The organism is Sphingomonas sp. 22176, assembly GCF_052045505.1.
In the GTDB taxonomy this organism is placed as follows: Bacteria; Pseudomonadota; Alphaproteobacteria; order Sphingomonadales; family Sphingomonadaceae; genus Sphingomonas.
Genome location: NZ_JBQEPL010000003.1, coordinates 118,543 through 137,501, shown reverse-complemented (window position 1 = coordinate 137,501; position 18,959 = coordinate 118,543). Strand labels below are relative to the sequence as shown.

Below are 18,959 nucleotides of genomic sequence, written 5' to 3'. Positions count from 1 at the left end.
CGCAGCCGAAACGGAACCATGACAAGCTTGAAGGCATTTCACGGCACGACCGGAACCTTCGACGAGTATCCCGGCCGCGGGTTAGAAGGACTAGGTACACCATGACGGTTGCACGATGGAAGCGAACCGATCTTCTCTTCGCCTTCGTCGCGCTGCTGCTGTTCCTCGTCCCCGCCGCGATCAACCGCAGCCCGATCCTCTATCCCGACTCGGTAGGCTATTTCCAAGCCGGCAAGGCGGCCGCCAGCGCGGCGCACATCCCCCTGCCCGCCGCGCACCCGGCCGCAGCACCCGCGCAGAGCAGCCCGGCGGCAGCCATGGGGATCAACACCGAAGACGGCGTGTCCGATGCACGCTCGGTCTATTACGGTACCGCCTTCATCCTGAGCTGGGCGGTGGCAGGGCTATGGGCGTTGCCCGTGCTCCAGGCACTGCTCTGCGTCGTCGCAATCTATGCCGCGCTTCGGCACCTCGCTCCAGCGGCTCCGCAGGGGGTCCGCTGGACGGTGGTGGCGGCTACCGGACTGATCGGCGGCGCGGGCATCTTCGCCACCACCCTCATGCCGGACGTGTTCGCCGGGCTGCTGATCCTCGCGCTCGCGATCATTGCGATCTATCGCCCTGCAGTATCGCGCCTGGAGCTGTTCGGTTGGCTGGCGCTGGGCGTCGCGGCAATCCTGTTCCACAAGTCGCACCTGCTGCTCGCACTCGGCATGTTCTGCGCCTTGCTGCTGCTCGGCCTCGTCACCCGGCGGCCGCGCTGGGCCAGCCTGGGGCTGATCGCGCTGCTGATCGCCGTCGGCGGGCTCGGGCAGGTCGCCTTCAGCATGGCCGCGCGCCATGCCGGGCTGACGGTCTATTCGCCGCCCTTCCTGCTGGCCCGCGTGATCGGAGATCGCACCGCGGAGCAATATCTGCGCGAGACCTGCGCGCAGACCCCCTACGCCACCTGCCGCTTCGTATCGCGCATGCCGATGACGGAGAACGAGTTCCTGTGGAGCGGTGACGGCAACGCAAGCAGCTTCGCCTCCCTGTCCGCCGCCGAAAAGGCGCAGATCTGCAGCGAGCAATGGCCGATCGTGCTCGGCACGCTGCGCACCCATGGCCTGGAACAGCTCGGCAAGAGCGTCGCCGGTGTCTTCCGTCAGATCGCCAGCGTGGGCGTGACCGAATATGCCGTGATGCCCCGCGACGCGACGACGACGCTGCTGCACCCCGACGTCGCGGCCTATCGGCAGGACAGCGGCATCGCGACCCAGACCATGCCGCTGCGGCTGCTCAGCAGCCTGATGCTCGCCAGCTATGCGCTGGGCGGCGTGGCGCTGGCGGTCCTGGCGGTGCGGCTGTCCCGGCGCGCCAGCGACACCCAGCCGGTCGTTTTGTGGCCGACACGGTTGTTCGAGGCAACATTGCTGGTGGTGTTCGCCGTGCTGCTCAACGGCGCGGTGTGCGGTGCGATTTCCGGAGTGTTCGATCGCTACCAGGGCCGCGTCGCCTGGCTGATCCCGCTGTTCGCGCTGGCGATCCTGATCCAGCTGCGCAGCGCCAACGCGCAATCTGCGCGCTGAAGGCGGGAGCGGCAGCGCTACGCTACCGCCCCCGGCATCACATCACCACCAGGCGTTGGGACGCGCGGTGAAGCCCGCGCGCTGCTCGAGCGCGAGGCCGGCGTTGAGCACGCCCTGTTCGTCGAACGGCTTGCCGATGATCTGCAGGCCCAGCGGCAGCCCTGCCGCGTCCAGCCCACCCGGCACGCTCATCGCGGGCACGCCTGCCAGGCTGGCCGGCACGGTGAACACGTCGTTGAGGTACATCGCGAGCGGATCGACCTTCTCGCCCAGCCCGAACGCTGCGCTCGGCGCGGTGGGGGTGAGCAGCAGGTCGCACTGGCTCCAGGCATTGTCGAAGTCGCGCGCGATCAGCGTGCGGACCTTCTGCGCCTGGGTGTAATAGGCGTCGTAGAAGCCTGCCGAAAGCACATAGGTGCCAATCAGGATGCGGCGCTTCACCTCGTCGCCGAAGCCGGCGGCGCGGGTGGCGGCGTACATTTCCTGCAGGTTCTGGCCCTCGGCCAGCTCGCGCAGGCCGTAGCGCACACCGTCATAGCGGGCGAGGTTCGAGGAGGCCTCGGCCGGCGCGATGATGTAATAGGCTGGCAGCGCGTATTTGGTGTGCGGCAGGCTGACCTCGACGATCTCGGCACCCGCGTCCTTCAGCCAGGCGATGCCCTGCTGCCACAGCGCCTCAATCTCGGCCGGCGTGCCGTCCATCCTGTACTCGGCCGGGATGCCGACGCGCTTGCCGCGCAGATCGGCGGAGAGGCCCGCCTCCCAGTGCGGCACGGGCATGTCGAGCGAGGTCGAGTCCTTCGGGTCGAACCCAGCCATCGCCTCAAGCATGATCGCGCAGTCGCGCACGTCGCGCGCCATCGGCCCTGCCTGGTCGAGCGAGGAGGCGAACGCCACCACGCCCCAGCGCGAGCAGCGACCATAGGTCGGCTTGATGCCCGAAATGCCGGTGAACGCCGCGGGCTGGCGGATCGAGCCGCCGGTGTCGGTGCCGGTCGCCGCCGGGCAGAGCCGTGCGGCAATCGCCGCCGAGCTGCCGCCCGAGGAGCCGCCCGGCGCGAGCGGGGTGTTGTTGCCCTCGCCCCGCCGCCACGGCGAGATCACGTTGCCGAAATAGCTGGTCTCGTTCGACGAGCCCATGGCGAACTGGTCGAGATTGAGCTTGCCGAGCATGCCGGCGCCGGCGTCCCACAGCTTGTGCGAGACGGTCGACTCATATTCCGGCTTGAAGCCTTCGAGGATGTGGCTGGCAGCGGTGGTCTGTACGCCCTTGGTGGCGAACAGGTCCTTCATGCCGATCGGCACGCCGGCCAGCGGCTTGAGCGTCTCGCCCGCGGCGCGCGCCTTGTCGGCGGCATCGGCGGCGGCGAGCGCATGCTCGGGGGTCTTGACGATGAAGGCATTGAGCGCGTCGGCACCCGCCACGGCGGTGTTGAACGCCTCGGCGACTTCGCGCGCGGAAAATTCGCCGTCGCGCACGCCCTTGCGGATGGCGGCGACGCCCAGATCGGTCAGCGTGCTCATTCCACCACCTTCGGAACCGTGAAGAAACCAAATTCGCCCTGCGGCGCGTTCGCCAGCACCGCCTCGCGCTGGTTGCCGTCGGTGATCACGTCGGCGCGCAGGCGCAGCGTGTTCGGGATCACGGCGGTCATCGGCGCGACATCCTTCGTGTCGACCTCGCCGAGCTGCTCGATCCAGCCGAGGATGTTGTTGAGTTCGGGCGCCAGGCGCTCGGCGTCGGCGTCGCTGATCGCGATACGCGCCAGGCTCGCCACTTTCTTCACGGTTGCGGTGTCTACGGACATGCATCTGCGCCTAACAGCCGAGCCGCGCCCCTTCAAGCGTCCGTCGCGCTGTATCGGCACTTGCGGTTGCATCCTTCGCACGCAACACTGGCCGGAACGCGATTGCGTCGCCGCCCGTTTATGCTGCATTGCACAATGGAGAGGCCGATTGGCCCGAAAGTTTCTTTATGCGGTTGCGATCCTGATCATGCTTGGCGTGGCATCCATGTTCGCCTACAGGCTCTACGGCATCCAATTGATGCGCCAGTTCATGGTGCCCGCCGGAGACGCCGCCGACCTGCCGCCGGTTTCCCCGCGCGACTATGCCAAGGCAGAGATGTGGATCGCGCGGCCGGACAAGCCGGGCAACCCGGCGCTGTGGACCCCTGCCGGGCACACACCCGCGGCCAATCCCCGGGCGGCGCTATTCTTCATCCACCCCACCTCGTTCCTCGACACCAAGCAGTGGAACGCCCCGCTCGACAACCCGGACGCCAACGCCCGCGCCGAGCTGTTCCTGCGCGGCCAGGCGAGCGCGTTCAACGGCAGCGCCGCGATCTGGGCACCGCGCTATCGCCAGGCGACGTTCGGGGCGTTCCTCACCAGCAAGGCGCAGGCGCAGAAGGCGCTCGACCTCGCCTATCGCGACGTGTCGGCGGCGTTCGAGGAATTCCTCCACGAAGCCGGCGACCGGCCGATCATCCTCGCCGGCCATAGCCAGGGTGCGCTGCACCTTTCCCGCCTGCTCGCTGAGCGAGTCGCGGGCACGCCGATCGCGAAGCGGGTCGTCGCCGCCTATGTGGTGGGATGGCCGGTCTCGCTCACCGCCGACCTGCCCAAGATGGGCCTGCCCGCCTGCACCGGCCCCGACCAAGCCGGCTGCATCCTATCCTGGCAGAGCTTCGCCGAACCCGCCGACCCGGCGCTGATCGTCGACACCTTCGACGCCACCAACGGCTTCACCGGCCAGCCGCGCGCGGGGACGAAGATGCTTTGCACCAACCCGCTGACCGGCAAGCCGAACGACTCCGCGCCGGCAAGCGCGAACCTCGGATCGCTGATCCCGGACCTGAACCTGCAATCCGCGCATCTCGAGGCCGGCCGGGTGCCAGCGCGCTGCGACGGTCGCGGCATCCTCACCATCGGCGCGACCCCGCCCGACTTCGGCCAATATGTGCTGCCGGGCAACAACTACCACGTGTTCGACTACAGCCTGTTCTGGGCCAATGTCCGCGCCGATGCCGCGCGCCGGCTGGCCGCCTACAAGCCCTAATCACGACGGCGGGGAGGCCTTTGCACCCCCGCCCCGCCTCCCCTATAGCCGCGCGGTGATCACCATCGTTCCCAGCGATTTCCGTGCAGTCCTGCCGGAAGGCGGCCGCCTGATCGGCCTCGACGTCGGCACCAAGACGATCGGCACCGCGCTGTGCGACGCCGGCTGGAGCTTCGCGAGCCCCGCCCAGCTGATCCGCCGCACCAAGTTCACCAAGGACAAGGCGGCGCTGGTCGAGCTGATCGCCGCCCAGCAGGTCCGGGGCATGGTCATCGGCCTGCCGCTTAATCTCGACGGTACCGACAGCCCCCGCACCCAATCGACCCGCGCCTTTGCCCGCAATCTCGAAGACCTGGGCTTCCCCATCCTGATGTGGGACGAGCGCTGGTCTACCGTCGCGGTCGAGCGCACGCTGATCGAACAGGACGCCAGCCGCGCCAAACGGGCCGAGCTGATCGATAAGATGGCTGCCGCTTATATTCTGCAAGGCGCTATCGATGGTCTGGTAAACACGTGACTTTTTCTTTCGGCACTTGCTGAAAGACACGATCCGTTTACCCTGACCACGTAGACTTCCTCGTAATCAACGTGGGTAGTTCGGAAGATGCTGTCGATCTTGACCAACACGGGCGCGGCGGATGCGGTTCGCGCGCTCAATGCTGCGACCGCCGAGGTGCAGGTCCACGAGGAGCGGGTCTCGACCGGCAAGCGCGTCAACGGCACCAAGGACGACAGCGCCGACTATATCACCGCCCAGCAGCTGCGCAGCGACGCCGACGTGCGCCGCGCAATCGGCAAAAGCATGGCGAATGCCAGCTCGGTACTCGACGTCGCCAACATGGGCGCTGAGCAGATCAGCAATATTCTCAACAGCATTCGCGAAAAGGCGCTGAGCCTTACCGGCAGCGACGGCGGCTCGAAAAACGCTATCGCGGACGACGTAAAGGCGCTGGTCGACCAGATCAACACAATCGCCAAAAGCAGCAATCTCAACGGGATCAACCTGCTGACCGGTCGCCCGGCCACGGTGACGACCACGAAGACCGTGACGACGATGTCGCCGTCTACCTATGCCCCGCCCGCGCTGCCCACCATGGCGGCGCTGCCGCCGGGATCGACGCTGACCAACACCGGCACCGGCAGCACGCTGCAGACCGTCACCACCGACGCCACGAGCGCAAATGCGGGCGACCCCGAACTCGCCGCCAAGGCGCTCGGCACCCCGCCCGAGAATGCCAGCACCAGCTACACCGTATCGGGCGGCAACCAGGCCGGGCGCATGGACGTTGCGTTCAACGCCTTCGGCGAGGGCGACGTGATGGAGGTGTGGCAGAATGGCGCGCGGATCGCGGCCACTGGGCAGACCTATGCCGCCGGCGGCGGCGCCGTGTCTGCCGGCAAGGCAGTGAGCGGCGAGAACATCGTCAGTTTCGACTATGACCCGAGCAAGGGCGACCTCACCTTCCGCTTCAACCCGAACGGTGCCGACTCGGCCACCGCTTGGGCAGTGACCGGCGTCGCCCTCAACGACAAGACCGCACCGATCGCGAGCACCTCCACCAGCTCTACGACGAGCGAAGGGCAAGGCGCGGTGCCGTTCAGCTACAATGTGATCACCGGCACCAATGGCGAGAAGATCAGCATCGGCTCGCGCGACCTGTCGACCACGGGCCTGGGACTGAACACCGTCGATTGGCTCGGTGCGCTGGGCAGCGCGATGGGGGCGGTGGACGGCGCCACGGGCCGGGTCAACGAAGCGCTCAGCCATTTCGGCACCAAGGCACGCTCCTTCGACATCGCCAGCCTGTTCAACACCAAGCTGGGCGACGTGCTCGACATCGCGGTGGGCAACATCGTCGATGCCGATCTTGGCGTCGAAGCGGCCAAGCTCCAGTCGGCGCAGATCAAGCAGCAGCTTGCCGCCAAGGCGCTGTCGATCGCCAACGATCAGCCCAAGATCCTGCTCTCGCTGTTCGACAAGAAGGCCGCATAACGCGGGCGCGGCGGAGTCGCGGCCTTGCGCCCGGCCCGCCCCCGCTCTAGGCGGCGGCTTTAATGCACACCTCCGATCATCGCCCCGGTGCCCAGATACAGGGCAGCGCCGTTTTCCCGCACCGGCACCTCACCGGCATTTCGGGACTTCAGCCCCACGAATTCATGTTCCTGCTCGACGAAGCGGAACAATGGGTGGAGGCCAATCGCAGCCGCGCCAAGAGCGACAAGCGCCTGGAAGGCCTCACCCAGATCAACGCCTTTTTCGAGAATTCGACGCGCACGCTGCTGTCGTTCGAGATCGCGGGCAAGCGCCTCGGCGCCGACGTCGTCAACATGCACGCCGCGCAGAGCAGCGTGAAGAAGGGCGAGACGCTGATCGACACCGCGGTGACGCTCAACGCGATGCGCGCCGACGTGATCGTGATCCGCCATGCCAGCTCGGGCGCGGTGCGGCTGATCGCCGACAAGGTCGACTGCCCGGTGCTCAACGCCGGCGACGGCTGGCACGAGCACCCGACCCAGGCGCTGCTCGACGCGCTCACCATCCGCCGTCGCCGGGGGTCGGTGGCAGGTCAACGCGTGGTGATCTGCGGCGACATCCTCCACAGTCGCGTCGCCCGATCGAACATCCTCGCGCTCACCGCGCTGGCCGCCGAGGTGCGCGTGGTCGCGCCGTCAACGCTGATGCCGCCCGCCATGGACCGGATGTTCGTCACCCCCTTCACCGATTTCGATGCCGCGCTGGAAGGCGCCGACGTGGTGATGATGCTCCGCGTCCAGAACGAGCGCATGGCCGGCGGCTACATCCCTTCGACTCGCGAGTTCCACATGCGCTACGGCCTCACCCCCGAACGCCTGGCCCGGGCCAAGCCCGACGCGCTGGTGATGCACCCGGGCCCAATGAACCGCGGGGTCGAAATCGACTCGATCGTCGCCGACCATCCGGAGCGCAGCGCGATCACCGAACAGGTGGAGATGGGCGTGGCGGTGCGCATGGCATGCCTCGACGTGCTGACACGACGATCGCGCGGCGTGGAGGGCTGGGCATGAACAGCATCCTCTTCCGCAACGCCAAGCTGGTCTGCCCCGCAGGCGGCATTTCCGAAGGCGACCTGCTGGTGCAGGGTGACAGCATCGCCGCGGTCGGCGCGGTGGATGCGCCGGCCGATGCCGAAATCGTCGATGTCGCCGGCAAGGTGCTCGCGCCCGCGCTGATCGACTTGGGCGTGTTCGCCGTGGACAAGGGCGCCTGCCGCTTCGGCGGGATCGCGCGCGTCGGCCTGATGCCCGACCAGTCGCCGGTGCTCGACGATCCCGGCATCGTCCGCCGCGCCGCCGTTTCGGGCAAGCCGCAGCTCTGGGTCCACCCGCTCGCCGCGGCGACGCAGGGCCTCAAGGGCGAGGATCTTGCCGAGATCGCGATCAACGCCTCGGCCGGCGCCCGCGCCATCGCCACCGGGCGGCGCTGGATCGCCAACACCGGCACGATGCGCAAGGCGCTGCTCTACGCACGCGACCTCAACCTCACCGTCGTCGCGCATGCCGAGGACGGCGGGCTGGCCGACGGCACCGTCGCGACCGCGGGCGAGACCGCCGCGCGCCTCGGCCTGCCGAGCGCGCCATCGATCGCCGAGCCGCTCGCCATCGCCCGCGACCTCATGCTGGCCGAGGAAACCGGCGCCAAGCTCCACTTCCGCCAGGTGACGACGGCCGCTGGGTTCGACCTGATCCGCGCCGCCAAGCGCCGCGGCGTGCAGGTCACCTGCGGCATCACGCCGGCGCATCTGCTGCTGTCGGACATCGCGATCAGCGACTTCCGCACCTTCGCCCGCCTCTCGCCCCCCTTGCGCGACGAAAGCGACCGCCAGGCGGCGCTGCTGGCGGTGGCCGACGGCACGATCGACGTGATCGCCTCCGGCCATGATCCGCGTGGGCCCGAGGCCAAGCGCCTGCCCTTCGCCGATGCCGAGCCGGGCATGGCGGGCGCCGAGACGCTGCTGGCGCTGTCGCTCACGCTGGTGCGCGACGGCAAGATCGGCCTCGACCAGCTGTTCGCGCTGCTCGCCGCCAATCCGGCGAAGATCCTCGGGCTGGAGAGCGGTGCGCTCAAGCCGGGCCTGCCGGCCGACCTGATCGTTCTCGATCCGGAAACGCCCTGGGTGATCGACGCGCGCAAGATGAACGCGCGCGCCGGCAACACCCCGTTCGATCGCCTGCCTACGCAAGGGCGGGTGCTGCAGCTCTACAAGGGCGGCGCGCTGGTCTGATCGATCACCGGGCGGCGATGCCGATGCGGCCGGCGGGCTTGTACCAGCTCGCTACCGCGTCGCCCGCCGCCATGCGCACGAAGCAATTGCCGCCGCCGGTCTTTACCGCGCGGCAGAGCCCATCGGCGTCGCTGCGGGCGAAGCCGCCGACCGAGAGGCGATAGAGCGTCGCCGCACCGCTCGGCACGGTGGCACCCTGCGGCTTGAGCGGGCGGAGCGCCGCGACGCGACCGCTTAGCTTCTGCCAGGCATCGCGCGCCACGCCGGCATTGGCGAAGGCGCCGAGCTGGACGACATAGGCGCCGCTCGCCACCGGAATCGGTGCAGCCTTGGGTGGGACCGGCTTGACGGGCTTGGACTTTGCCATGCGGACCGGCACCGGCGTGAACATGGGCGTCGGCACGGGCTCGCTTACCGGAATCGGCGCCGGTTCGGGTTCCGGTGTGATCGTCGGCGTCGGTGCCGGCGTCACGGCGGCGAAGTCCGGCTGCTTGGCCAGCGCGAGCGCGACCGGCTGGCCGCCGTCCTGCACCGCCTGCACGCCGAGGACGGCGGCAACCTGGTCATAGGCGTTGGCCGGCCGGGCAAAGCTCGCCCATTGCAGCATCCGCGCGTTGAGCTGGTCGGGTGCGACGTCCATTGCCGCCACAGTCTTGGCTTCTCCCCAGCGGCCCGCCAGCGCCAGCACCAACGCGAAATTCTGCCGGGTGCGGGCGGTCGCATCGGGTGCGCGCACTGCGGGCGCCAGGATCTCGAGCGCGGCGTTCGGATCACCGGCCAAGGCGGTCGCGAGGCCGAGGTCGGCAGCGGGAATGCGCGCGGCATGCGCCTGCAGCAATGTCCGGGCCCCGCCCCAGTCGCCCGTGCCGATGCTGGCGAGCGCAAGGTTAAGGGCCGCGCGGCCATCCTCGGGGTTCAGCGCCAGCGCGTCACGCAGCGCCTGGGCCGCCGAAGTAAAGCGCCCCACGAGCAGATAGGATTGGCCGAGCAGCGTGCGATAGTCGCCGCGCTGCGGATCGTTCGCCACCGCCTGCTCGGCATGGGCAACCGCGGCGGCGGCCTTGTGCGCGGCCAGCGCCTTCTGCGCGGACCGGGCCTCGCGCGCCGCCTTCTTGGCGTTGGCCGCGACGGCGGCGGAGGCGGCGCCGTGCACCATCACGCCGGTCGCGGCGGTGCCGCCCAGCGCGAGCAGCGCCGCGCCGATCGAGAGCAGTTTGCGGGACGTCATATCGTTTCTTGTCCTTCGATCGCGGCGATCCGGCGCGCGAGCGGTTCCAGTTCGGCCATGTCGGCCAGCATCGTGTCGATCGCCTCGGTCACTAGCTGCTGCGCCGAGCGGCCGGTGACCGCCGCCGCCAGCCTGAGGCGCAGTCGCCGCTCGGCATCGAGGCGCAGGGTGAACGCGGCCTTGTCCTTGGTCGCCCGCGCGGTGCGGGCCAGCTGCGCGGCGACCGCATCGCCATCGGACAGCACCGGCACCGGCTTGCGGGCGAGCAGCCCGGCGCTCAGCGACGCGATCGGCTTGTCCATGGCGCTCAATTCACCACCCGGCGACCAAAGCCGCCCCCGGGCCGCGCTGCCGCGAACGGGGCAGCCGCTGCGGGCGCCGCGAACACGGTGCGGCGGAAATTCTTCTCGAGCCGGTCCGAGACATAGGCCCACAGGCTCTCGACCTCAGCGGCGGACTTGCTGCCGGCATCGACCTCCATCACCGTCCGCCCGTCGATCATCGATCCGGCGAAATCGGTGCGGTGGTGGAGCATGATCGGTGCGACGGTGCCGTGCTGCGACAGCGCCAGCGCCGCCTCGGCGGTGATCCGGGCATTTTGGGTGGCGGCATTGACCACGAACAGCAGCGGCTTGTGGGCGCGCTCGCACAGCTCCACCGTGGCGCCTACCGCGCGCAGATCGTGCGGGCTCGGCCGCGTCGGGATGACGATCAGCTCGGCGATCTGGATCACGGTGAGGATGGCCGGGGTGATCGCGGGCGGCGTGTCGATCACCACCAGCTTGAAGCCCTGCTGGCGCAGCAGTTCGATATCGGCGGCGAGGCGGGCGATGCTGGTCTGGGCGAGCGCCGGCAGTTCGGCCTCGCGCTCGTTCCACCAGTCGGTCAGCGAACCCTGCGGATCGAGGTCGATCATCGCCACCGGGCCGGCACCGCTGAGCTGCGCCTGCACCGCCAGATGGCCGGACAAGGTCGTCTTGCCCGATCCACCTTTTTGCGAAGCCAGCGCCAGAACGCGCATTTACCCTCTCGACGTCGACGGATACTCGCACACCGTCTGCCACGGCCGCGGATAAGATCGAGTTAACGGGGGCCCGCTAAGCCGCTACGCAACGGGCGCAGCGTCCGAACGGCCGCCAAAGAGGGGATTCGCCATGCGCCTGCCTGCCGCCTTGTTGCTTTTCGCCAGCCTTGGCCTGACCCCGCCCGCCCTTGCCCAGGACGCTGCCGTGAAGGCGGGCGTCGATGCCTATAATCGCGGCGACTATGCGGGCGCGATGCAGGCTTGGCGCCCGGCAGCCGAGAAGGGCGATGCAGACGCGCAGTACAATGTCGGCCAGATCTACAAGCTCGGCCGCGGCGTGCCCGTCGATATGGTGGAGGCCGAGAAATGGTACCGCCTCGCCGCGCTGCAGGGGCATGACCTGGGCGAGGCGAACTACGGCATGATGCTGTTCGAGAACGGCAAGCGGGAAGCCGCGGTGCCGTGGCTGGAGCGCGCCGTCGCGCATGGCGAGCCGCGCGCGCAATATCTGCTAGGCGTGATGCTGTTCAACGGTGACGGCGTCGCCCGAAACTGGGTGCGCGCCTATGCGCTGATGCTCCGTGCCTCGGCCGGCGGGCTCGACGCGGCCACCCGCACGCTGGCCCAGATGGACCAGAACATCCCGGCCGCCGATCGCGAGCAGGCACAAGCCCTGGCGCAGCGCTACGCCAAGGAGGAGCACGCGGCCGCCACGCCGGTTCCGAAAAGCGCCCCGCCCCGCAAGACCGCGCCGATCGCCGTCGCCCACGCCGCCAAGCCGGCGGTCGCGACCGCGCCGCCGCCGCCGCACGCCAACGGCAGTTGGCGGCTCCAGCTCGGCGCCTTCGCCGCCCCGGGCAATGCCGAGCGGCTCTGGGGCCAGGTCCGCACCCGCTTCCCCGGCCGCCAGCCCTTCTATTCCACCTCGGGCAAGCTGACCCGCTTAATCGTCGGACCCTTCCCCTCACAGGCCGAGGCGGAAAAAGCCTGTGGCGCGATCAAGCCCTGCATGGCAGTGCAACATTGACGGGGAGAAACGACATGCAACGATCCATCTTGTGCGCCGGCCTGCTGCTCGGGTTTGCGATGCCTGCGCATGCCCAGTCGGAGGACAGCAAGGATGTACCGCGCCGCTATCGCATCGCCGTCGGCGCGCAGGGAACGCCGAGCTATCCGGGCGCCGATCACGATGCGGTGCGCCCGCTGTTCGACTTTGCCACCGCGCGCGGCGACGAGCAGTTCAAGTTCGAAGCGGCGGACGAAAACCCCAATATTGCGCTGTATGATCGCGATGGCCTCGAGGCCGGCATCGTCGTCGGCTTCCAGAGCGCCCGCACCCGCAAGCGCGCCGGCGCGGACCTCGCCAAGGTCGACTTCACCGTCGAGCCGGGCGTGTTCGCCGGCTATTATGTCGCTCCCAAGCTCCGCGCCTATGCAGAAGTGCGCAAGGGCGCGGGCGGGCATGAGGGCTTGGTGAGCATGGTCGCCCTCGATTATGTTGAGCGCGACGGCGATAGCTGGCTGGTCTCGGTCGGTCCGCGTTTAGGCCTTTCGGACGCCAAATATCGCCGCGCCTATTTCGGCGTGACCCAGCGCGATGCGGCCGCCGCCGGAATCCCGGTTTATCAGGTCGGCGACAATGTCGTGCACAGCGTCGGCCTCGCCGCCACCGGCATCCGCCAGCTGACCAAGCGCTGGGGCCTCTATGGCTATCTCGCCTATGACCGGCTGACCGGCGATGCGGCGCGCTCGCCGATCACCGAACGCTACGGCTCGAAGAACCAGTTCTACGGCGGCCTTGCGCTCAGCTACACCTTCGGGCGCGGCGTGCGCTAGGTCCTCAGCCGGTGACCCAATCGGCGCGGGCGATGCCCTGGGCATAGAGCAGCGCCGTCAGGTCGCCATGGTCAACGCGAGCCCCTGCCGCTGCCGCTACAATGGGCTTGGCGTGATAGGCGACGCCGAGGCCTGCCTTGCGGATCATCGCCAGGTCGTTGGCGCCGTCGCCCACCGCCATGGTCTGTTCGGGCGCGAGGCCCAGCTCGGCCATCGCGCCGAGCAGCGTGGTTTCCTTGGTGCTGCTGTCGACGATCGGCTTGGTGACGGTGCCGGTGAGCTTGCCCTCCTCGATCTCCAGCACATTGGCGATGCGGCGATCGAAGCCGATCTGCGTGCCGACCGGCTCGGCAAAGCGGGTGAAGCCGCCCGAGACGAGGATGGTATGCGCACCTCGCGCGCGCATCGTCTGGACCAGCGCTTGGGCGCCGGGCATCAGCCGCACGCGCTCTGCGAGGCACTGGTCGATCGCGGTCTCGGGCAGCCCCTTGAGCAGCGCGACGCGGGCATCGAGCGCCTCGGCAAAGTCCAGCTCGCCGCGCATCGCGCGCTCGGTCACTTCGGCGATCTGCGGCTTGATCCCGGCATAGTCGGCGAGCTCGTCGATGCACTCGACGGTAATCATCGTCGAATCCATGTCGGCAACCAGCAGCTTCTTTTCGCGATGCGCTTCCACCTGCACGATCGCGTCGGCGCCGGGGACCGCCCCTTCTAGCGCAGCACGCGCCGCATCGGGCTGAGCCGTGAACGGCAGGTCCGCCGCGATGCCGTCGTCGAGCCAGCGCCAGCTGCCGGGTGCGCAACCCGCGGCCGCGAGGCGATCCTTCACCGCCTCCAGCTGCCCTGACGTAAGACCTTCTGCTATCAGCGTCGCAATGAACATGATTTCCCCTGGGCTGTCGCGCGTCGCGCTCATTGCAGGGCCGACGGCCAGCGGCAAGTCCGCGCTGGCCCTCGCGCTCGCCGAAAAGCATCGCGGCACAGTGATCAACGCGGATTCGATGCAGGTCTATGCCGATCTCCGTATCCTCACCGCCCGCCCCTCCGCAGAGGAAGAGGCACGCGCGCCGCACCGGCTGTTCGGCCATATCGACGGCGCCGAGGCATGCTCGGCCGCGCGCTGGGCCGCCGACGCGCGCGCCGCGATCGCTGAGGCGCATGCCGAGGATCGCCTGCCGATCCTGGTCGGCGGCACCGGCCTGTATCTGCGCACGCTGATCGACGGCATCGCCCCGGTCCCGGAGATCGATCCCGCGATCCGCGCCGAGGTCCGCGCCCTCCCCGTCGCCGAGGCACATGCGGCGCTCACCCTTGCCGACCCCGCCGCCGCCGCGCGGCTGCATGCGGCCGACACCACCCGCGTCGCCCGCACCCTTGAAGTCGTGCGCTCGACCGGCCGCACGCTCGCCGAATGGCAGGACCGCCGCGAGGGCGGCATCGGCGACCAGGTCCAACTCGCCGCGATGATCCTGCTGCCCGATCGCGCCTGGCTGAGCGAGCGGATCGACCGCCGCTTCGCCACCATGCTCGCCACCGCCGAAGACGAGGTGCGCGCCTTGCTCGCCCGCACCGACATTCCCGCGGACGCGCCGGTGCTGCGCGCGATCGGCGTGGACGAGATCGGCAGGCTGCTGCGTGGCGAATGGGAGGCCGAACAGGCGCAGGAAGCCGGCGCTACCGCCACCCGCCAATATGCCAAACGCCAGTACACTTGGTTCCGCCGCCAGCCCCCAGGGGGGTGGGAGGCGACAGCGGAGACAGATACGTACGAAAACCTACTTCAGATTGAAAGGAAATTATTTCAATAGGGGTTGACGCATCATTTTCGTGCGAGTAGCAGCCCCTCTCCGGCGGAGCTCTTTCCGCACTGTATACCATTTTTGATTGCGTGGAGGCAAATGTGACCGAGAAGAGCGGCGCAGACATCCTGATCGAGGCTTTGACCGACCTCGGGGTGGAAGTCGTGTTCGGCTATCCGGGCGGTGCCGTGCTTCCGATTTACGACGCCCTGTTCAAGCAGGACCGGATCAAGCACATCCTGGTCCGCCACGAACAGGCAGCGACCCACGCCGCCGAAGGCTATGCCCGCTCGACCGGCAAGCCGGGCGTCGTCCTCGTCACCTCGGGCCCGGGCGCGACCAACGCGATCACCGGCATCACCGATGCGCTGCTCGATTCGATCCCGATGGTCGTCATCACCGGCCAGGTGCCGACGACGCTGATCGGCACCGACGCCTTCCAGGAAGCGGACACGGTCGGCATCACCCGCCACTGCACCAAGCACAACTATCTGGTGAAGCGGCCGGAGTTGCTGGGCGCGACCGTCCATGAGGCCTTCCACATCGCCGTCTCGGGCCGCCCCGGCCCGGTCGTGATCGACATCCCCAAGGACGTCCAGGTCGCGACGGCGCGCTACGAGGCGCCGGGCCCGATCCAGCACAAGACCTATCGCCCGACCACCGAGCCCGAGGCGGCGAAGATCCAGGAAGCGGTCGACATGCTCGCCGCGGCCGAGCGCCCGGTCTTCTACACCGGCGGCGGCGTGATCAATTCGGGTCCCGAAGCCACGCGCCTGCTGCGCGAACTGGCGGCGCTGACCGGCGCGCCGGTCACCTCGACGCTGATGGGCCTGGGCGCCCTGCCCGCCTCGTCGGACCAGTGGCTGGGCATGCTCGGCATGCACGGCACCTATGAAGCCAACATGGCGATGAATCAGGCCGACCTGATCATCGCGGTCGGCTCCCGCTTCGACGACCGCGTTACCGGCCGGCTCGATGCCTTCGCGCCGAACAGCCGCAAGGTACACATCGACATCGATCGTTCGAGCGTGAACAAGAATGTCCGCGTCGATCTGCCGATCATCGCCGATTGCGCCCGTGCGCTCGACGCGATGGTGGAAAGCTGGAAGTCGCGCGGCCATCCCAAGCCCGATCTGGGCGAATGGTGGAGCCGCATCCAGGGCTGGCGCGCGCGCCGCTGCCTCGACTTCCCCGAAGCGGGCGAGACGATCATGCCGCAGCGGGCGGTCCGCGCGCTGTACGAGGCGACCAAGCATCGCGCCCCGATCATCACCACCGAGGTCGGCCAGCACCAGATGTGGGCGGCCCAGCATTTCGGCTTCGAAGCGCCGAACAAGTGGCTGACCAGCGGCGGTCTTGGCACCATGGGCTATGGCCTGCCCGCGGCGATCGGTGCGCAGCTGGGCAATCCGGACGATCTCGTCATCGACATCGCCGGCGAAGCCTCGATCCAGATGAACATCCAGGAGCTGGCGACCGCGACGCAGTATCGCCTGCCGGTGAAGATCTTCATCCTGAACAACGAATATATGGGCATGGTCCGCCAGTGGCAGGAGCTGACCTACCAGTCGCGCTATTCGGAGAGCTATTCGGACGCCCTGCCCGACTTCGTCAAGCTGGCCGAGGCCTATGGCTGGAAGGGCATCCGCATCGAGAAGCGTTCGGAGCTGGACGACGGCATCCAGGCGATGCTCGACTATGACGGCCCGGTGCTGGTCGATTGCCGCGTCGCGAAGCTCGCGAACTGCTTCCCGATGATCCCATCGGGTGCCGCCCACACCGAGATGCTGCTCCAGGCGAGCGAAGTCTCCGGCGAGATGGACGACGAGGCCAAGGCGCTGGTTTGACCGGATTTTGGATCCTCCCCGCGCGGGCAGGATCGAAGGGGTAGAAATGCACATCAAGGAAGAAGCCATCGAGCGCCACACGCTGGCGGTCATCGTCGATAACGAGCCCGGCATCCTCGCGCGGATCGCCGGCCTGTTCACGGCGCGCGGCTATAATATCTCGTCGCTCACCGTGTCGGAGGTCAGCGACGACGACCTGATCAGCCGGATCACCATCGTCACCTTTGCGTCCGCACCGGTGATGGAGCAGATCATCGCCCAGCTCGATCGGCTGGTGCCGGTCCACAAGGTGGTCGATCTCACGGTCAAGGGCGAGCATGTCGAGCGCGAGCTGGCGCTGATCAAGGTCGTAGGCACCGGCGATCACCGGATCGAGGCACTGCGCCTCGCCGAGGTGTATCGCGCCCGCGTGGTCGATGCGACCATCTCCAGCTTCGTGTTCGAAGTGACCGGCACGATCGACAAGATCGACAAGTTCGTCGAGCTGATGCGCGAAGTGGGGCTGATCGAAGTCGCCCGCACCGGTATCGTCGCGATCTCGCGCGGCCGCGAAGCCGCCTGAATTTCTCCGCGCATCCGCGCACCGCAGATTTGAAAGGGAAGAATACCACCATGCGTGTCTATTACGATCGCGACGCCGATCTGAACCTGATCACCGACAAGAAGATCGCCATCCTCGGCTATGGCAGCCAGGGCCATGCCCATGCGCAGAACCTGCGCGATTCGGGCGTCAAGGAAGTCGCGATCGCGCTCCGCCCGGGTTCGGCCTCGGCCGCCAAGGCGGAAGCCGCCGGCTTCAAGGTGCTGCCGAACAAGGAAGCCGCCGCATGGGCCGACGTCCTGATGATCCTGGCACCCGACGAGCACCAGGCCGCGATCTGGGAGGCCGACCTCAAGGGCAACATGAAGCCGGGTTCGGCGCTGGCCTTCGCGCACGGCCTCAACGTGCATTTCGGCCTGATCGAGCCGCCGGCGGACATCGACGTGATCATGATCGCGCCCAAGGGCCCGGGCCACACCGTGCGCAGCGAGTATGTCCGCGGCGGCGGCGTCCCCTGCCTGATCGCGATCCACCAGGACGCCTCGGGCAACGCGCATGACGTCGCGCTGGCCTATGCGTCGGGCGTCGGCGGCGGCCGTTCGGGCATCATCGAGACCAACTTCCGCGAAGAATGCGAAACCGATCTGTTCGGCGAGCAGGCCGTGCTGTGCGGCGGCGCGACCGCGCTGGTCCAGGCCGGCTTCGAGACGCTGGTTGAGGCGGGCTATGCCCCCGAAATGGCCTATTTCGAGTGCCTGCACGAGCTGAAGCTGATCGTCGACCTGATGTATGAGGGCGGCATCGCCAACATGCGCTACTCGATCTCGAACACCGCCGAGTACGGTGACATCAAGACCGGCCCGCGCATCATCACCGAAGAGACCAAGAAGGAAATGAAGCGCGTGCTCGCCGACATCCAGTCGGGCCGCTTCGTGAAGGACTTCGTGCTCGACAACCGCGCTGGCCAGCCCGAGCTGAAGGCCAGCCGCATCGCCGCCAAGCGCCACCAGATCGAGCAGGTCGGCAGCGAACTGCGCGCGATGATGCCGTGGATCGGCGCCAACAAGCTGGTCGATCAGTCGAAGAACTGATCACGGGCGGAAACCTTGGGTTGCCGGCTGCGCACTAGCTTTGCGCGGCCGGCGCCCTCATTACGGGAGCGACGCAACCACCCGAAGGGAACATCCATGCGCGCTCTCCTTGCTCTCGCTCTTTTCGCGGCCGCTCCGGTCGCCTTCGCCCAGGAACTGCCCGGCCAGGCCGATGCCAGCCGCGTTCCCGCCGGCACCTATGCGGTCGATACCGGCCACACCCAGGTCGACTTCACTGTCAACCATTTCGGCTTCAGCCAGTTCACCGGCCAGGCCGGCGGCGCCACCGGCGCGCTGACGATCGATCCGGCCAAGCCGAACGACGCCAAGCTGGACATCACCATCCCGACCAGCGGCATCGTCACCACCGTCTCGGCGCTCGACAAGCATCTCGCATCGCCGGACTTCTTCGATGCGGCCAAGTATCCGACGATCCACTTCGTCTCGACCAAGGTTGTCGTGAGCGGCACCAAGGCGCAGATCACCGGCGACCTGACGCTGCACGGCGTCACCAAGCCCGTCACGCTCGAGACCAGTCTGGTCGGCGCGGGCACCAACCCGATGATGAAGAAGCTGAACTTCGGCTTCGAGGCGACCACCACCATCCAGCGCAGCGCGTTCGGCATGGACAAGTATGTCCCCTTCGTCTCGGACGAAGTGAAGCTGCACATCAACGCGGCATTCTCGGCCAAGTAAACCCTTG

At 68.1% G+C, this 18,959-nt stretch carries 19 protein-coding genes; 13 read left to right on the top strand and 6 right to left on the bottom strand.

What is annotated here, in order from left to right:
• The first annotated feature begins 101 nt into the window (after window positions 1–101).
• Window positions 102–1,568: a hypothetical protein gene (locus tag ACTJKY_RS12620; protein ID WP_440846504.1), complete on the top strand. Its 1,467-nt coding sequence runs from the start codon at window positions 102–104 to the stop codon at window positions 1,566–1,568.
• Between the two features lie 42 nt (window positions 1,569–1,610).
• On the opposite strand, the gene gatA is transcribed toward ACTJKY_RS12620, so the two are convergent.
• Together gatA and gatC are read right to left on the bottom strand one after the other, a co-directional pair.
• Window positions 1,611–3,092: an Asp-tRNA(Asn)/Glu-tRNA(Gln) amidotransferase subunit GatA gene (gene gatA, locus ACTJKY_RS12615; RefSeq protein WP_440846503.1), complete on the bottom strand. Its 1,482-nt coding sequence runs from the start codon at window positions 3,090–3,092 to the stop codon at window positions 1,611–1,613.
• The gene (gene gatC / locus ACTJKY_RS12610) at window positions 3,089–3,376 is read right to left on the bottom strand and encodes an Asp-tRNA(Asn)/Glu-tRNA(Gln) amidotransferase subunit GatC (protein WP_121076543.1); all 288 of its coding nucleotides are present in this window, start codon (window positions 3,374–3,376) and stop codon (window positions 3,089–3,091) included. The genes gatA and gatC overlap by 4 nt, the downstream gene beginning before the upstream one ends.
• Before the next feature lie 148 nt (window positions 3,377–3,524).
• On the opposite strand from gatC, the gene ACTJKY_RS12605 reads away from it, so the two are divergent.
• The 5 genes from ACTJKY_RS12605 (at window position 3,525) to ACTJKY_RS12585 (ending at window position 8,890) form a co-directional block, all read left to right on the top strand.
• Complete coding sequence (locus ACTJKY_RS12605) at window positions 3,525–4,628, top strand: DUF3089 domain-containing protein (RefSeq protein WP_440846502.1); 1,104 nt, start codon at window positions 3,525–3,527, stop codon at window positions 4,626–4,628.
• Between the two features lie 55 nt (window positions 4,629–4,683).
• Window positions 4,684–5,145, top strand: coding sequence for a Holliday junction resolvase RuvX (gene ruvX / locus ACTJKY_RS12600; RefSeq protein ID WP_440846501.1), 462 nt, complete (start codon window positions 4,684–4,686; stop codon window positions 5,143–5,145).
• Between the two features lie 87 nt (window positions 5,146–5,232).
• Window positions 5,233–6,621 carry a flagellin N-terminal helical domain-containing protein gene (locus ACTJKY_RS12595; RefSeq protein ID WP_440846500.1) on the top strand — a complete coding sequence of 463 codons (1,389 nt, stop codon included), beginning with the start codon at window positions 5,233–5,235 and terminating at the stop codon, window positions 6,619–6,621.
• 62 nt (window positions 6,622–6,683) lie between these two features.
• Window positions 6,684–7,673: an aspartate carbamoyltransferase catalytic subunit gene (locus tag ACTJKY_RS12590; protein WP_440846499.1), complete on the top strand. Its 990-nt coding sequence runs from the start codon at window positions 6,684–6,686 to the stop codon at window positions 7,671–7,673.
• Window positions 7,670–8,890: a dihydroorotase gene (locus ACTJKY_RS12585; RefSeq protein WP_440846498.1), complete on the top strand. Its 1,221-nt coding sequence runs from the start codon at window positions 7,670–7,672 to the stop codon at window positions 8,888–8,890. The genes ACTJKY_RS12590 and ACTJKY_RS12585 overlap by 4 nt, the downstream gene beginning before the upstream one ends.
• A gap of 4 nt (window positions 8,891–8,894) precedes the next feature.
• On the opposite strand, the gene ACTJKY_RS12580 is transcribed toward ACTJKY_RS12585, so the two are convergent.
• The 3 genes from ACTJKY_RS12580 to ACTJKY_RS12570 are packed head-to-tail and all read right to left on the bottom strand — an operon-like array spanning window position 8,895 to window position 11,139.
• Window positions 8,895–10,118 carry an SPOR domain-containing protein gene (locus ACTJKY_RS12580; protein ID WP_440846497.1) on the bottom strand — a complete coding sequence of 408 codons (1,224 nt, stop codon included), beginning with the start codon at window positions 10,116–10,118 and terminating at the stop codon, window positions 8,895–8,897.
• Window positions 10,115–10,420 (bottom strand): hypothetical protein, encoded by a 306-nt coding sequence (locus ACTJKY_RS12575; protein WP_440846496.1) that lies wholly within the window; start codon window positions 10,418–10,420, stop codon window positions 10,115–10,117. Before ACTJKY_RS12575 ends, ACTJKY_RS12580 begins: the two co-directional genes overlap by 4 nt.
• A gap of 5 nt (window positions 10,421–10,425) precedes the next feature.
• Window positions 10,426–11,139 (bottom strand): AAA family ATPase, encoded by a 714-nt coding sequence (locus ACTJKY_RS12570; RefSeq protein ID WP_440846495.1) that lies wholly within the window; start codon window positions 11,137–11,139, stop codon window positions 10,426–10,428.
• 133 nt (window positions 11,140–11,272) lie between these two features.
• Here ACTJKY_RS12570 and ACTJKY_RS12565 point away from each other — a divergent pair, with 133 nt between their 5' ends.
• The gene (locus ACTJKY_RS12565) at window positions 11,273–12,169 is read left to right on the top strand and encodes an SPOR domain-containing protein (RefSeq protein WP_440846494.1); all 897 of its coding nucleotides are present in this window, start codon (window positions 11,273–11,275) and stop codon (window positions 12,167–12,169) included.
• 14 nt (window positions 12,170–12,183) lie between these two features.
• Entirely contained in the window at window positions 12,184–12,978 is a 795-nt protein-coding gene (locus tag ACTJKY_RS12560; RefSeq protein ID WP_440846493.1) for a MipA/OmpV family protein, read from the top strand.
• 4 nt (window positions 12,979–12,982) lie between these two features.
• Here the strand turns inward: ACTJKY_RS12560 and serB are convergent, their stop codons facing one another.
• Window positions 12,983–13,861: a phosphoserine phosphatase SerB gene (gene serB / locus ACTJKY_RS12555; protein ID WP_440846492.1), complete on the bottom strand. Its 879-nt coding sequence runs from the start codon at window positions 13,859–13,861 to the stop codon at window positions 12,983–12,985.
• Here serB and miaA point away from each other — a divergent pair.
• From miaA to ACTJKY_RS12530, 5 genes are all read left to right on the top strand, one after another.
• A complete protein-coding gene (gene miaA / locus ACTJKY_RS12550; protein WP_440846491.1) occupies window positions 13,860–14,786 on the top strand; it encodes a tRNA (adenosine(37)-N6)-dimethylallyltransferase MiaA in 927 nt (308 codons plus the stop codon). The genes serB and miaA overlap by 2 nt on opposite strands.
• Window positions 14,787–14,878: 92 nt before the next feature.
• A complete protein-coding gene (locus ACTJKY_RS12545; RefSeq protein WP_440846490.1) occupies window positions 14,879–16,624 on the top strand; it encodes an acetolactate synthase 3 large subunit in 1,746 nt (581 codons plus the stop codon).
• Between the two features lie 46 nt (window positions 16,625–16,670).
• Window positions 16,671–17,186, top strand: a complete 516-nt coding sequence (ilvN, locus tag ACTJKY_RS12540; RefSeq protein WP_440846489.1) for an acetolactate synthase small subunit — start codon at window positions 16,671–16,673, stop codon at window positions 17,184–17,186.
• A gap of 50 nt (window positions 17,187–17,236) precedes the next feature.
• Entirely contained in the window at window positions 17,237–18,256 is a 1,020-nt protein-coding gene (gene ilvC, locus ACTJKY_RS12535) for a ketol-acid reductoisomerase (protein ID WP_440846488.1), read from the top strand.
• Between the two features lie 96 nt (window positions 18,257–18,352).
• The gene (locus ACTJKY_RS12530; protein ID WP_440846487.1) at window positions 18,353–18,952 is read left to right on the top strand and encodes a YceI family protein; all 600 of its coding nucleotides are present in this window, start codon (window positions 18,353–18,355) and stop codon (window positions 18,950–18,952) included.
• Window positions 18,953–18,959: the final 7 nt, after the last annotated feature.